This is a genomic window from Reichenbachiella agariperforans, from assembly GCF_900142205.1.
GTDB classification, from domain to species: Bacteria; Bacteroidota; Bacteroidia; order Cytophagales; family Cyclobacteriaceae; genus Reichenbachiella; species Reichenbachiella agariperforans.
In genome coordinates this window covers 722,001-737,242 of record NZ_FRAA01000001.1, presented here as the reverse complement: position 1 = coordinate 737,242, position 15,242 = coordinate 722,001, and the positions used below count along the sequence as shown (strand labels likewise).

General features: G+C 45.1%; 13 protein-coding genes. 10 read left to right on the top strand and 3 right to left on the bottom strand.

The annotated features are described in order from the left end of the window. The first annotated feature begins 34 nt into the window (after window positions 1-34). The 3 genes from BUB99_RS02720 to BUB99_RS02705 all read left to right on the top strand — a co-directional run bounded on the left by BUB99_RS02720 (window position 35) and on the right by BUB99_RS02705 (window position 4,732). A complete protein-coding gene (locus tag BUB99_RS02720; protein WP_084190309.1) occupies window positions 35-2,554 on the top strand; it encodes an endonuclease in 2,520 nt (839 codons plus the stop codon). An 868-nt stretch (window positions 2,555-3,422) separates the two neighbouring features. Beyond that, window positions 3,423-4,055, top strand: coding sequence for a hypothetical protein (locus BUB99_RS02710; protein ID WP_073119213.1), 633 nt, complete (start codon window positions 3,423-3,425; stop codon window positions 4,053-4,055). Between the two features lie 2 nt (window positions 4,056-4,057). Beyond that, window positions 4,058-4,732 carry a hypothetical protein gene (locus BUB99_RS02705; protein ID WP_073119211.1) on the top strand — a complete coding sequence of 225 codons (675 nt, stop codon included), beginning with the start codon at window positions 4,058-4,060 and terminating at the stop codon, window positions 4,730-4,732. Between the two features lie 151 nt (window positions 4,733-4,883). Here BUB99_RS02705 and BUB99_RS20350 read toward each other — a convergent pair whose 3' ends face one another. Together BUB99_RS20350 and BUB99_RS02700 are read right to left on the bottom strand one after the other, a co-directional pair. Continuing rightward, window positions 4,884-5,024, bottom strand: coding sequence for a hypothetical protein (locus BUB99_RS20350; RefSeq protein WP_170863721.1), 141 nt, complete (start codon window positions 5,022-5,024; stop codon window positions 4,884-4,886). A gap of 299 nt (window positions 5,025-5,323) precedes the next feature. Further along, the gene (locus tag BUB99_RS02700) at window positions 5,324-5,710 is read right to left on the bottom strand and encodes a hypothetical protein (RefSeq protein WP_073119209.1); all 387 of its coding nucleotides are present in this window, start codon (window positions 5,708-5,710) and stop codon (window positions 5,324-5,326) included. Window positions 5,711-6,582: 872 nt separating this feature from the next. Here BUB99_RS02700 and msrA point away from each other — a divergent pair. The 3 genes from msrA (at window position 6,583) to purU (ending at window position 8,479) form a co-directional block, all read left to right on the top strand. Continuing rightward, a complete protein-coding gene (gene msrA, locus BUB99_RS02695) occupies window positions 6,583-7,185 on the top strand; it encodes a peptide-methionine (S)-S-oxide reductase MsrA (protein WP_245816782.1) in 603 nt (200 codons plus the stop codon). Then, the gene (locus BUB99_RS02690) at window positions 7,186-7,419 is read left to right on the top strand and encodes a hypothetical protein (protein ID WP_215976413.1); all 234 of its coding nucleotides are present in this window, start codon (window positions 7,186-7,188) and stop codon (window positions 7,417-7,419) included. A 190-nt stretch (window positions 7,420-7,609) separates the two neighbouring features. Next, a complete protein-coding gene (purU, locus tag BUB99_RS02685; protein WP_073119206.1) occupies window positions 7,610-8,479 on the top strand; it encodes a formyltetrahydrofolate deformylase in 870 nt (289 codons plus the stop codon). A gap of 182 nt (window positions 8,480-8,661) precedes the next feature. On the opposite strand, the gene BUB99_RS02680 is transcribed toward purU, so the two are convergent. Next, entirely contained in the window at window positions 8,662-9,231 is a 570-nt protein-coding gene (locus BUB99_RS02680; RefSeq protein ID WP_073119205.1) for an acyl-CoA thioesterase, read from the bottom strand. Window positions 9,232-9,342: 111 nt separating this feature from the next. On the opposite strand from BUB99_RS02680, the gene BUB99_RS02675 reads away from it, so the two are divergent. The 4 genes from BUB99_RS02675 (at window position 9,343) to BUB99_RS02655 (ending at window position 15,238) form a co-directional block, all read left to right on the top strand. Further along, window positions 9,343-11,550 (top strand): B12-binding domain-containing radical SAM protein, encoded by a 2,208-nt coding sequence (locus tag BUB99_RS02675; RefSeq protein ID WP_073119203.1) that lies wholly within the window; start codon window positions 9,343-9,345, stop codon window positions 11,548-11,550. Window positions 11,551-11,646: 96 nt separating this feature from the next. Next, window positions 11,647-12,798 carry a hypothetical protein gene (locus BUB99_RS02670; RefSeq protein WP_073119201.1) on the top strand — a complete coding sequence of 384 codons (1,152 nt, stop codon included), beginning with the start codon at window positions 11,647-11,649 and terminating at the stop codon, window positions 12,796-12,798. Window positions 12,799-13,591: 793 nt separating this feature from the next. Next, window positions 13,592-14,188, top strand: coding sequence for an RNA polymerase sigma factor (locus BUB99_RS02660; protein WP_073119197.1), 597 nt, complete (start codon window positions 13,592-13,594; stop codon window positions 14,186-14,188). A 117-nt stretch (window positions 14,189-14,305) separates the two neighbouring features. Beyond that, the gene (locus BUB99_RS02655; RefSeq protein ID WP_073119196.1) at window positions 14,306-15,238 is read left to right on the top strand and encodes a FecR family protein; all 933 of its coding nucleotides are present in this window, start codon (window positions 14,306-14,308) and stop codon (window positions 15,236-15,238) included. Window positions 15,239-15,242: the final 4 nt, after the last annotated feature.

Below are 15,242 nucleotides of genomic sequence, written 5' to 3'. Positions count from 1 at the left end.
CCAGCCATGGGCAGTCTTTCTTATTTCAGACCCAATGAAAAAAATCACAACATTAGCAATCCTGTTTTGCGCCTTGGTTCAAGTCGCTTGGGGACAAATTCCGACTGATTACTACACTGGTACAGATGGGTTGACTGGAGAAGAATTGAAGCTGCAGCTACACCAGATCATCAGAGGGCATACCGTCAAGACCTACGCAGATTTTAGGGATACGATCCTTCCGGATTTGGATGAAGATCCTGACAATTCTGACAATATCATTTTGTTCTACAAGAACAACTCGATCCCGAAAAGCAACTTCGCGTCTAACAACCAACCTGATTTTTGGAACAGGGAGCATACCTGGCCCAAATCCCACGGGTTTCCTGACGAAGCAGATACTGCGTACACCGATGTGCACAACCTGAGACCTTCGGACGCTACAGTGAATACCTCCAAAAGCAACAAGGACTTTAGCAACGTCGAGCATACAGACGAAAATGCAGAAGGAGAAGCGCCGGATACTTACACCGATTCGGACTTTTGGGAGCCACGCGACGAGATCAAAGGCGATGTGGCACGTATCCTGTTTTATATGGCGACTCGCTACGAGAGTGATGTCTTGGATCTAGAGTTGGTCGATAGAGCGAGTGGATCGTCAGATCCTGAGCTGGGTGTGCTCTATACCCTCATTCGATGGCACGAAGCTGACCCTGTCGATACCTACGAGCAGGAGAGACACGAAGGTGCCTATGGCTATCAAGAGAACAGAAACCCATTTGTGGATCACCCAGAGTGGGTAGCAGCTATATTCGGCTCGGCCACCGATCCTAACCTAATCGTGGACCAAAACAATTTCAACCCTGACTTTGGCAAAGTGGCTCTCGGGTCTTCTTTGGTTCAGTCCTATACGCTGAAGGCATACAATCTCACGGGAGATGTCAGCGTAGCAGTAGCAGCGCCATTCTCTTTGTCATCCAATGGGACAGATTATGCGCAGACACTGACACTGGCATCTGATGGAGAGAGTGAGCAGTCGTTTAACGTTTCGGTCAAATACGAACCGGGCAGTGAAGACGAAGAGGCCAGTGCCACGGTGACACATACCACGGATGGCGATACCTATTCGTTTGAGGTGACTGGATCGGAAGGCACACAGGAGTTGATCTCCATCGCTGAGGCGCGTCAAAAAGACGAAGGTGAAATCGTCTATGTGACGGGTATCGTGATCAGTGCTGGAACCAATAGCGCCGACAACAAATTCATCTATGATGGTACGGCTGGTTTGGTCGTCAGGAGTTTTGATGCGGGTAACGAATCGGAAAACTTGGTGCTAGGTGACGAAGTGACGGTGAGCGGTCCACTGACTGATTACAATTCACTCTTAGAGATAGACGGTAGCCCCATTGTGATTGATGTTTTGAATCAGAACGTGGATTTGCCGACTTATCAGGAGGTGACCATCGCTGAGATCGGAGAGGCGTATGAATCAGAACCTGTCATCATTCGCAATGTCACATTTAATGAAGCGGGGGACGAGTTTGCCTATGGCAACTTTACGATCTCTGATGACACGGGTAGCTTGATATTCCGAATCGGCAATGACCTTCATCCTTTGGTGGGGGAGACGATCCCATCGGGTAGCTATGATATTCAGGGCTTCATAGGGCAGTACTTTTCGGACTACCAGCTTTTCGTCAACGGCGTGGATGATCTGATCAAAGTAGCCGAACCAGAAGTGCCTTTTGAATCCATCGCTGAAGTGAGGCTCAAATCGGAGGGGCAGTCTGCCAAAATAAAAGGAATCGTGATCGGTGGTGAAAACAACAGCGAGCACAACCGTGTCGTCTACGATGGCACAGCAGGACTAGTCGTGAGGAGCCTCACGGGTGACCTGTCCGCTCCGCTGACGGTAGGGGATAGCGTAGTGGTGCAAGGCGAGGCGTTGGATTACAACGGACTCTTCGAGCTCGAAGGAAACGATGTGAGCATCACCGTGCTCAATACCGACAACACCCTGCCCGACCCGCAGGAGATATCTATCGCCGAGATAGGTGAGGACTATGAGTCCGAACTGATCCATCTCAGCGGTGTATCTATCGCAGAGTCAGGTGATTTTGGCCAAGGGGAGTACACCCTGACAGATGGCGATCTACAGATCACTTTCAAAATAGGAACCACGACCCATGACCTAGTCGGGACAGCCATCCCTGCGGGGACCTTTGACCTGACAGGCTATGTAGGGGAGAGCTCGGACGGATATGAAGTCTATGCACGGACTGCCGCAGACATCTCCAATGTGAGCGCCGTACTCGGGGCGACTGCCAGCATAGATGACCAGATGCGCATCTACCCAAACCCCGCAGCAGACATGGTGACGATAACCCTGCCGGCGGATTATGCAGAAGACTACTATCAACTGAACCTGTACCAGATGTCTGGTCAGCTGATCTACAGCCGATTCTATCACAGCCAAACGATCGAAGTAGATGTGAGCGAGGTGCACGCAGGTGTATATTGGCTACAGGCCAAATCCGCCGCTCAGGTGTATATGAAGAAACTAGTGATCCACTAACCATCACTAAACGTCAAAGAAAACCTCGCAGCTCCTGCGAGGTTTTTTTATGCTCCATAAACTCCACTGGTCTTAACACCCGCTAAGACTTATGAACCTGAGTTCGACTAATCAGTACTATAAATCATCTTCTATCTGCTTTATTCTAGGTTATCGAAAATTATACTGTCTGAGCGGTAGCGAGTTTATTGGTCTCTAGCCTTTTTGCGTCCTTTTTTGGCCATGAAAAAAGAAGCGTTTACCTGCCGTAAGCATGGCCTGACTGGCTTGAAGACAATGTGCGATGAAGGCATATAAGTTGAATAGTAGGAACCCGAAGACTGGGAACACTTCAAGCGGCGGTTTGGCCTTGCGCAAGGTCGGCCTTCCCCTTGCGCAAGGGGAAGCCTGTGCTTGGGCAAGCGCAACGGTCTGCTTGCCCAAGGTGGGCCTTCTGCTTGCGCAAGCAGAAACCCGAACCTGTATTACTCTCCTCAAAGCGATCTGAAAGATGAAAGCTTTTGACCCACTACCTAGATATGGGTATATATAAGTTGTACTTTGATCTTAAAGACCCGCTTGCTTGTCGCTACGCTGGGAAAAAGGTATTCTTGAGAAAATCAATGATTGACGAGGTGTCGGTAGCCGTGGTTTTTAAGCGTGTAAAATGAATAGTGTGCAGCTTGGCTGTCTGTTGTTTTAGGCCTTCCGCAGAGTGACTGAAAACCACTGAAACGAAAAGCATTGTCCCGACACGGCAGGCACTAGGGAGCTTTATACACATGTTGCTCATAACGCTATGAAAAACATTAAAAACCCACTAGATTAGCTTGAACCAATAATATATACGCAATTGCGTATAGCGAAATGTTGGCATGCATAAAGCACCATGAAACGAATAATTCTCATAGCTTTCTTTGGAATTCTTGGAGGAGCAACTCTTTTGTTTGCTTCTCTTAAGCTCTATTCGTCAATTCATCAACCAACTTCTATTGAGCAGCAGAACCCGAACGAATTTCAAGTAACTGGAACGGACAGTGCAAGTGTCATATTTGATGATGGAACCGAATTCCTCACGAACCTCTACGAACTTGAATTTGTGGCTCAACTTCCTACTAAAACCAAGATTCCTTATCTGATCTTAACGGGTCGTCAATGTACCATGTGTGATGCAAACATCTCAATTTACATACACAGTCCTTCAGATGGGTCAATGAAGCAATCACATGAACAACTTCGATATGGATTGCCGGGTGAACTCTACAATTGGGAAGACGGTGAACTCATAGCCAAGAAGAGAGCATTTTACGGAGAGATATTTCCAAACAACCATGGAGTTGTTTGGTATCAAAGCGAACTAGATGAAAAAGGTAACTGGATCGAATCAACATACTTTGCTGGTATTTCGGGAGACACACTTCTTGGAAGTTTTATTGAGGCGAACATCGACTCAACTTTACTTCAAGTAAACAAAAAATTAGCCTTTGAGCTGCCTGGAACGAGTCAATTAACCGAGCCTTAAATATGGATGATTTTGTAATAACAGAAGTCAGTGCACTTCAAACCAAACTTTTGTACTTGCACTTTAAGTCGGTGAAGATTAATGACGATATTCAAAGAATTAATTCTATCAATTTCACGGATTCATCATCAAAAGAATCTATTACAAAAAAGGGAGAGATCGCTTATAACTTAGTCGACATAATCTCTTTATTCGAAGGTTATTGGTCTTTGGCAGATAACATTTTTAAGTACAAGAATGTCTCAACTCATCTCAATTCAAATTTGAATACTCATTTAAAAGATCTACGAAGAAGAACTGGTAAGTGGAAGCATGTAAGGAACAAAATTGGAGGACATCTTGATATAAATACCATTATTGATTTCTGCGAAGATTATAACTACAAAGGTGTTTTCATCAGCAATGAATTAGAGGCAGATTTCAAAGGAGTCCTAATTCTTCAGATGATAGAAAGTGCTGTTAATTCGACTTTAGAAAAATCGCATTTATTCAAAAACGATTTGATATTAACTGAACCGAGAGACCTGAACTTGCTCATCGATAAAATAAATGAAGACTGGTTAGTTTGTCTTCAATCCTTTGAAATAGTTTCTAAATTCTTGTACAAGATGGGTAAGAAGGACAAGCTTCATCGGATAACTGCCGATGACATTGGTATAATCAAATTTGATAAGTGAAAACGCATGCCAACAAATACTATCATCCATAAGCTTACTGAGCTATTTGCAAAGGCTGGTGCTATCCGATACTTTTAAAGAAATTTGAAAAATCCTGCTTACGGATGATAGTCGGACGTTGTGGGTAATTACCTCTAGATGAAAGAAACACCTAATCGAGTAGACGGCTGACGGTCAAATCTGCCTTCCAGAAAGCTAGGATGATAGAAAACTGTAGAAAACGACCATCCAGACCATGATTCTTGAAAAAAGGTGCGCTTACACTCCCCAGCGAGGAAATGGTTAAAACCATTGAAGGTATATTGGAATGCCCTTGATAGCCCACGGTTTAAACCATGGGCTATGGTGTGCAATACCAAACATGATAGGATATATCATAGCCCATGAATTTATTCGTGGAGACATCAGCAAGAATGCCGATCCAACCATTTCAATGGTTTAAAAATGTATTAAACGGAATCCTCCTTTGGTCTTGGCATCCGCTAAGACCTAAAATGAGGAAGTGTCCGCCCGTTTTTGGTATTCACCCCATATCACGCGTTTAGCCTTTTTGGGCACAACGCGTGACTTTTGAGGGAGGCAACATTGTTTTTATGATGCTGGAATCGTAAAAGAAATAGGAGAGGGAGTCCAAACTACTCCAGAATCAGGCGTTGGATTCTTGTTTTGGGGTAGAGCATACGTTTCTCCGTTGAATGTAAAACTAAATTCTTGTGGCCCACCCCAATCAATTCCAATAGCAACCAATGTGTATTCTCCTGGTTGTAGATATAAATAATGGGTTGAAGGAGGAATTGGATGGTTGACACCATTGACAATGACACCCCCTTGATATGCCCCAGCTTCTATGTCCAAGGTCACATCTAGAGAATTATAATTACCACTTAATATTCTAGCGAGTTCAAAACTAGCTCCCCACTGGTAAGCAATAAGAATCAATTCGTTATCGCATTTTGTTACATTAATTGAATTACTCATTTTGTTTTAATTTAAAATTTCCTACTCTATTTAATAATGGGCTTTTCGGATTTCACCTGTGCAATCAGCATAAATGGTCGTAGCTACTCAATCGAATATTTTATTTTTGATCACTTTATAAAGTTGAGATTATTTGCATTTATATAAATCAGGCAAAAGAGGTATACTGTAAAATACCACGTCTGGACATAGGCTAGTAGCACCTCCTCTGGTCTTGGCATCCGCTAAGACCTAAAATGAGGAAGCATCCGCTCGTTGTTGGTATTCTCCCCATATCACGCGTTTAGCCTTTTTGGGCGCAATGGGAGACTTGACCCGAGCCTACCATTATCAAAACACAACATCACCGTCATTGCCCGACCAGGACGAGGTACGAGGACGCCGCTCGGCGCAATCCCCCACTATGAGCAGAGGAGCTGTTGCGCCACCACGGTGCTCACCCATGGGGATAACCCGGTCTCACGCCGGGTCATGACGGGGAGCATAGCGAGGGTTGAAATAAAGATTCAATATCTTTCATCTCCGAACTGTGTTGGCTGCACAAGCTGAAAGCCTGCGCTAGAAGAGGGACAATCATTAGAAGATTTTAGAATGAAATTATGGCAACAGTTAACACCTACTTGTATTTCAATGGCAATTGCGAAGATGAACATATCATGCATGATCACTTCACCGGTATTTTTTCTGAATCAGTCGTGAAATCATCGGAGAGATCAAATCTATTGGAGACATTGTTTCGTATGTAGAGGATCGGCTCCCGTTCGTCTGGTCAGATGAAGGAGACCAAGCACCTATCGTCGTATTGCGCGCGGGTTGGGGAATTAAAAGTACGGTGGGAGGGTTATGGATCAGTAAGGTTTAAAAGTAAAGACATGAAGGGATTAGTTTTTTTATCAATAATTATCAGTGCAATTTTGCCGAGTAAACAATTAGAAGCCAAAGAAATGGATGTAGCAACGTTTGGGAATGGATGTTTCTGGTGTACAGAAGCTATTTTTCAGGATTTGAAGGGAGTGAGTAAAGTGGAGTCAGGCTACTCTGGCGGACAGACGCTAGACCCTACTTACAAAGAAGTATGTACGGGTACGACTGGCCATGCGGAGGTGCTGCAGATCACTTATGATCCAGCAGTGATTTCGTTCGACGAGTTGCTAGAGGTGTTTTGGAAGACGCATGACCCCACGACGCTCAACCGCCAAGGCAATGATGTCGGGACGCAGTATCGTTCGGTGGTGTTCTATCACAGCGACGAGCAAAAGGCATTGGCTGAGAAGTACAAGAAGGAACTCAACGCCTCTGGCGCGTTCAACGACCCGATCGTGACAGAGATCACGGCTTTTGACAAGTTCTACGTGGCAGAAGACTACCACCAGAACTATTACAACCTTAACGGTTCACAGCCCTATTGCAACTTCGTGATCAAGCCCAAGGTGGAGAAGTTTAGAAAAGTATTCAAAGACAAACTCAAAGACTAAGTGAAGAAAGTAAAGATGATCTGGGACATGCGTGGGGGAGATGCCAAAGGGATGGCAGAGCACCACGCCATCCATCTCAAAGAATATGCAGCCAAGTGGAACATGACGCTACACGAAGCAGGGACAGAAGTCGTCAATGATGCCTATGTAGTGGCCTACATGATCATCGATGAGAGCGACATGATCACCGTGAGAGACAACTTGAGACCGCATCGCGCGGAGTATGCGGAGTAGAGTTTCTACGATACGGTATCGGACATTTCCTAGGCCTCTTGAAGGGAGGCAGAGGGAGTGAGACTTCATGATGATCCTGAGAGACAGGATATCGATTCATTCTTCCATCAAACATCTTGTCTCAAAAGCCTTTCTTCATTATTTTCTATTATTTTCGAGGCAACAACAAACCCGACATTAACAGAGATCAATGTCTGAGAATAGAATTACATTTCTGATCCAGTGCGAGGATAGCAAAGGGATCATCGCCAAGGTCACTACATTTTTTTACGACGAGGGATTCAACATCCTAACCTGTCAGCAGTTCACGGACAACATCGAGGATGCGTATTTCATGCGGGTGAGTCTGGATGCCAAAGACCTAGTGATGTCCAGAGAAGAGCTCTCCGAGAAGTTTCGTCAGGTCGCCGAGCCCTTGAAGTTGGACTGGAGGGTGTATTACTCTGTGGACAAGGCTAACGTAGCGATTTTAGCTTCTAAGACCAGTCACTGTTTGTTTGACCTACTGGAAAAACACAGCGAGGGCAAACTGCACTGCAACATCCCCCTCATCATCAGTAACCACGAGACGGTCAAGTACGTGGCGGATCAATTCAATATTCCTTTTCATCATCTGCCTGTCACAGCAGACAACTGGGTGATGCAACAGGGAGAGATGAAAAAACTGCTCAAGGCACACAACACAGAGTTGGTGGTGATGGCGCGTTTCATGCGCATCTTGTCCTCTGACTTTATCAATTCATTCAAAGAGAAAATCATCAACATTCATCATGCCTTTTTGCCTGCTTTTCAAGGTGCCAATCCCTATAAACGTGCCTACGAACGAGGTGTGAAGATGATCGGAGCGACGGCTCACTACGCGACAGATGACCTAGACGAGGGCCCCATCATCGAGCAGGATGTAGAGCGTGTCTCTCATGCCAGTTCGCCCGCAGGGTTGACGCAGATTGGCTCAGAGATCGAACGAAAGGTGCTCTCCAAGGCCGTGAAGTTCCACCTAGACCACCGCATCATCGTGACGGGCAACCGCACGATCGTCTTTCCAGAGACGGAGGGGTGATTTAAAGAACCAATACTCAAGACAATCCAGTAGGTGTATTAGACCGCTTCTGTCATCTCGACGATAGGAGAGATCTAAGCGGTGGTAGCTTTACTTTATGCATATGATGTTTTATGGCATCATCTGGGTTTACACATGGACAGATGAGTCAGACATAATCATCAAGTTGATTTTTTGAAGATTTACAAAGTAAAGTTCTTCAAATCCAAGATACATCTTTCATGTTCGAGGAGTTCCTCATGTGCTTGATCCATGATCACTGCGGATACTTCTTTGATTTTGCTGCGGAAGTCTTTCTTGAGTTCCTTTCTCTTGATGGCTTCAAGAAACAACCGGACTTCTTCTTGGGATTCTAGAATTAAAGCGGGGACCTGTGTTGGTTTGTCATCGTCACCTTTGGCGACCATGGTGACGTAGGAGTTGTTGGTCTTCTTGACCGAGCCTTCTTTGACGTTTTCGGCAATGACGCTGATGCCTACTACGAGGGAAGAGTTACCGACATGGACGACAGAGGCTCTGAGGTGTACCAGATCACCTACTTCTACCGGTTCTAGAAAGTCCACATTGTCTACCGATACCGTGACACAGTAGTTGGCGGCATGCTTGCTGGCGCAGGCATAGGCCACTTTATCAATCAAAGACAAGAGAATCCCTCCATGGATTTTCCCTCCAAAATTGGCATAAGAAGGAATCATCAATTCGGTAATGGTAGTCTTCGAAAAACTGACTGTTTTTGCGTTTGGTATGCTCATGATTGTTGCTTTGTATTCACTAGAAGTAGCGAAAATAAGCACATTAGACCGCTAGCGGAACATTCCCTAACCATTTTTTGATTTAATCCCCAAACAAGTGGAGATTTGCGGATGTCAAATCCCAAGGTGCTTCTTATTACCCCTCCTTTTACCCAGCTCAATACGCCCTATCCTGGCACCTGCTATCTCAAAGGATATCTCAATACCCAACAGGTAGCGTCTTATCAAGTAGACTTGGGGATCGAAGTGATCCTGCGTTTGTTCTCTAAGGCAGGATTGAGAGCGATGTTTGACGCAGTGGAGGCTGAGGGACTATTGGATAAGGTGAGTGACAATGCCATGCGGATTTATCAATTGCGCGAGGAGTATATCGCCACGGTGCACCCCGTGATCCGTATGCTACAGCACAAGAATCCCACGCTGGCTTATTCGGTAGCCGAGCGTGAGTTTCTACCAGAGGCGAGCCGTTTTGATCAGTTGGCGGACTTAGAATGGGCCTTTGGCAACATGGGCGTGCAGGACAAAGCGCGGCATTTGGCAACCTTGTACTTAGAGGATCTGGCGGATTTCATCAAAGAGGCTGTGGATCCGCACTTTGGGTTTAGTCGATACGCGGAGCGACTGGGGATGTCGGCTTCTTCGTTCGATGAGATGGCGGAGGCTTTGTCTCAGGAGCCTTCTTTCATTGATGGAATATTGATGGCGCTTTTGGAGGAGAAAATTCAGCATGCTCGACCCAATATGGTCTGTCTATCCGTGCCCTTTCCAGGGAATCTGTACGGCGCACTGCGCTGTGGACAATATATCAAGGCCAATCACCCAGGTGTCCATGTCGTCATGGGCGGAGGGTATCCCAATACTGAGCTGCGGTCGGTCTCCGATCCGCGTGTGTTTGCTGCTATTGATTTCATCACATTAGATGATGGAGAACGACCGATTCATCACCTGATGGGGCATCTCTTTGGGGATAGAAAATTGGAAGACCTCAAAAGAACTTTCTCTCTCGTGGAGGGAAAAGTCGTCTATCACAACGGGAGCAAACAAGGTGATGTGTCTTTTGGTCAGACGGGTACGCCAGACTATAGTGACCTGCCCATCGATCGGTACTTATCTGTCCTAGAGGTAGCGAACCCGATGCATCGTCTTTGGAGTGATGGCCGGTGGAACAAGCTGACTATGGCACATGGATGCTATTGGAAAAAGTGCAGCTTTTGCGATATCTCGCTAGATTATATCAAGAACTATGAACCTGTCAGTGCTTCGATTTTGTGTGACCGAATGGAGGAACAAATGGAGCAGACTGGCGAAACGGGCTTTCACTTCGTAGACGAAGCTGCGCCTCCTGCACTGATGCGGGAGTTAGCACTAGAGATACTGCGCCGAAAGTTGGTCGTGACCTGGTGGACGAACATTCGCTTTGAGAGCCGTTTTACACCCGACCTATGTCGTCTGTTGAAGACCTCTGGCTGTATTGCTGTATCAGGAGGATTAGAAGTAGCCTCCGATCGTCTGCTAGAGAAGATGAAGAAAGGGGTGACGGTCGAGCAAGTCGCTCAGGTTGCAGAGAATTTTACCCAGTCGGGGATCATGGTGCATGCCTATCTGATGTACGGTTTTCCTACGCAGACCGATCAGGAGACGATAGATTCGCTGGAGATGGTGCGTCAGCTGTTTATGCATGGTGTGATTCAGTCAGGTTTTTGGCATCAGTTTGCGATGACGGCACATGCTCCTGCGGGGTTAGAGCCAGAGTCCTTTGGGGTGGAGCGCGTAGGACCCGTGTTCGAGGGATTTGCTAACAATGATCTGCAGCATGTCGATACATCGGGTGCTGATCATGTCCAATACAGCGAGGGATTGAAGAAGTCACTTTTCAACTACATGCATGGGATCTGCTTTGATTATGACTTGCAGGAGTGGTTTGATTTTGAGGTGCCGGGGAGCAGTATCCCAGCACACTATATCGAGCAGGCTTTGGCGGACAACCCAGGGACGTATATCAGTGACTCATCTAGGGTGGTGTGGCTGGCGGCTGTTCCTGTTTTGAGTTTCTATGAGAAGAGAAAAAAAGGAAAGATTACCGTGAGAGCGAGACTGTCCGTGGAGCTTAAATCACATAGCATAGATGTGACCGCCGAAGAAACGGAAGGCAAGTGGCTTCATGCATTTTTGAACCGTATGTCCTTGGCATCCAAAGAGAAAATTACGTTTGCTACCCTGAGACAGGAGTACGAAAGAGATTTTGGTCAGTCCATCGATCGTTTGATCCATGGACAGGCATGGCAGGAACTGAAGAATACTGCCTTGCTGATTGTATAAAATGGTGCTAGGTTTGGCAAGGTTATTTCTAGAGACTGAGATGATCCGATAGGAGACCGCTATCGTTTTGGACATGACCTCACTAACAAATTGACTATGAAAACGAGACGTAAAACACTACTGTATTTCCTCATAATCACAATGCTAGTATCAGCATGTGGATCAGCCAAAAAACTCTACGAACAGGGAGACTACTATCAAGCAGTGATCAAGTCAGCTGATAAACTACGCAAAAATGCTGATCACAAAAAGACCAAAGAGGCGCTAAAGGTCGCATATCCGTTAGCTGTAGAAGAGCTGCTGGCACAGGTTGCACGCGCCAAAACGGTCAGTCCAGATTTTCAGAATACCGAATCGATTTATCCGCTGGAGAAGCTCAACCACATGTATGATGAGATCAAGCGATCACCAGGAGCACTGCGGGTGATCCCTAACCCGACGAGTTATTATCAGCAACTGGCGCATGTGAAACTAGCCGCTGCGGGAGAGCAGTATGAGGCGGGATTGAAAGAGTTACGTGCAGGGAGTAGGCAGCGTGCCAAAGAGGCCTATGCCTATTTTCAGATGGCAAACAAATATCAGCCTGGATACGAGGATGTGAGACAGAAAATAGAAGAAGCCTACAATCTGTCGATACTGACGGTATTGGTACAGTTGCAGCCCGTGCAGTCGCAGGCGTATCAGCTCAGCGGCGACTTCTTTTATGATCAGGTGGTGAAGGTGTTTCGTGAGATCGAAAGCGATGAATTTATCCGCTTTTATACACCGAACGAAGCGCGTCGAGTGAGATTAGAGAAGCCGCATCAGGTCTTGACGATGAATTTTGTAGACTTTAGGGTAGGAGATACGCGGACACTAGAGCGTGTCGAGAAAGTCGAGCGAGACAGTGTCGTAGTGGGTACGGTACAGCTGGATGATGGTACGACCAAGAAGGTGTACAACACCGTCTCTGCCAAGCTAACGATACGCAAAATGGAAGTGCTATCTGCTGGACGTCTGCGTATGTCAGTCCAAGATGGATATGCACGGACAATTTTGACGAAAGAGGATTTCGGAGGAGAGTTCGTGTGGTTCAACGAATGGGGTAGCTTCAACGGCGATGAGCGCGCACTGAGCCGTGACCAACTTGCGATCTGCAATGCCAAGATGCTGATGCCTCCACCACCGCAGGATCTCTTTGTGGAGTTTACCAAACCAATCTACAGTCAAGTGCGGACTCACCTGAGACGGTTCTATGATGGCTACTAGGCTTTAGAGATTAGACCCAAGATTTAAGAATGATTCTTGAAAAGAAAAAAATATAAAGACACAGTTTATTGAACAGACTCGGCTGTCTATGCGGTGGTATGATTTTCTTTAGCGGCTTTGTCATTATCTGCTGCGGTTGTGTGATTTTTCTTATTTCCAGATACGGTTTTGTCATTGTTGCGGTCGTTTGTGAGGGACAGGAGTGCTTTTGGAATGACCGAGGATGGTTTTGCAGAGTAGTTTTGAGTTGATCGTTGCCCTCGATAGGAGTGAAGGCAACGATCAGTTATAGTAGGCTTTTGCTGTACTTCTAGAAGACGTACTTAATCCAATCTATGCCAGTACTCACTTATACATGGATTATGGCGCACGATGTAACTAAGTAGAAAGCATATGTAACGTATCGGAAAAGCCTCAGGAGCAGTAGGAGATACCTTTGATTTTCACTGAACCTAGGTATTATGAAGTATAGCTTTCAATGTGCTTCAGGTCAGTTGCAAATGATTTGAAGGCATATGACTAAATTTCTATCGGGTATTCGATTTGCGGGATCGGAAAATATAGCAGCTAAACCGTCTCGATTAGTACTCCACTTCTCTACAGGTATTTCTAAGCCTGAAGGTAATTCACCTGTTGAAATAGGTGATCTCTCAAGTAAGCAATCGAAGAAGGTAATCGATGCTTTTCTGTCAACATCCCAATCATCATTTGTAATAGCGAGGTTTTGTGATGGCGTTTGTCTACAAAAGAAACAAACGAGCCAACAAATTTACTTTACTAAAGCAGCATGATTATGATCGAGAAAAAATTGAGCAATGACTCTGAGATGTGGGAAGCTTTCAAAAAGGGGGACGAGAGTGCGTATGAACTCATGTTTCGTGAAAATTATCCTATTTTGATAAACTATGGCTTGAAATTTAACAATGAAGAAGATGAAGTAAAGGACTGTGTTCAGCAGCTCTTTGCTAAGCTGTGGGAGTCTCGTGAGAGGTTAGGGGCTAACAACAATATACGTGGGTATTTGTTAGCGTCGGTTCGGAGGATGATTTTGAGAGAATCGAAGAGAAAACCTTTAATGGTTGAGATTTCAGGACTCAATCATAAGTTTCTTTTGGATGTTTCTGTAGAGAATCAGTATCTGAAGGGGGTGATTAAACAAGAAGATGCTGCAAGAGTTGTTCAATTGCTGAATCTTTTACCACATCGTCAAAAGGAAGCACTATACCTGAGGTTTTATGGAGATCAAAGTTTTGCAGAAATCGCCACGGTGATGGGAATTACCACCAGAGCAGTTTATAAGTTGGTTTACAAAGCAACTGCTCGTCTTGCAGTAGAGTTGAAGCAGCAACAAGAGACAGAAAAGTACAAATTGTCATTGGTAGCGTCTTAATTTCTTTTGTGTAGTGGGGTCAGTTTTGTAGCAACAGGTCTTTTTATCATTAGACTCAAGAAGTTCGATTGAAAATGTTGAATGCTTTGAGCTGGCAAAAGTCATTTTAAGAATGATATGAAGACAAATAGCAAAAACAACACAGGTAAGCACAAAGCAGATAAAATGTGGGAGATGGAAAACCTGCTTTCTCAACTCTCTTTTGAAACTCACCGTGTTACTGATCACGATGTAGAAGAAGCATGGAATTCGCTAAGACCGAATGGTTTGAATAATCCTAAAAAGTCTGGTCGTCACCTGTCCAGCACTTATCTGATTGCAGCTACGGTTGTGTTGTTTGTATTGGCTTTTGTTATCTCATCTGTGGTGTGGATGGACTCGTCTCGTCAATTGACTGACAATAAAGGTGTTCAAGTAGAAAAGTCAACCCTGAATGGTCAAAAACTCACCTTTGCACTGCCTGATGGAAGTAAGGTTGTATTAAATGCAGGTTCTACCTTAAAGTACTCGAAGGTTTTTGGACAGGAGAATTTAAGACAGGTGTTTTTAGATGGCGAAGCTTTCTTCGATGTAGTTCATGATCCTAAATCTCCATTCGTCGTAGTGGCGGATAAAACAAAAACCACAGTTTTAGGTACTCAATTCAATGTCAATTCCTATTCTAATAATACCGAAACAAAAATTGCGCTGGTGAAAGGTGCTGTCAATGTGAAAAATACTGATAGTGAGTTAAAACTCACACCAGGTCACATGGTCATTTTTGACAACAGTAATCATAAAACAACAATATCGGCATTTGATTTTGATCAACAGATCGCCTGGAAAGAAGGTGTGTTGGTATGTAATCATGAATCTCTGACTAGTCTAACCGTTAGGTTAGAAAGATGGTATGGGGTAACTATAGAAGTAGCACCTGATGCAGCTATTAATTCTAATTGGCGGTATCACGGGAAGTTTAGGGGGAAATCATTAGCCTATATATTGGAGGCTTTGAGCTACCCTGATCATTTTAAATATAGAATAGTGGATAAAAAAGTAACGATTTATTAAATGA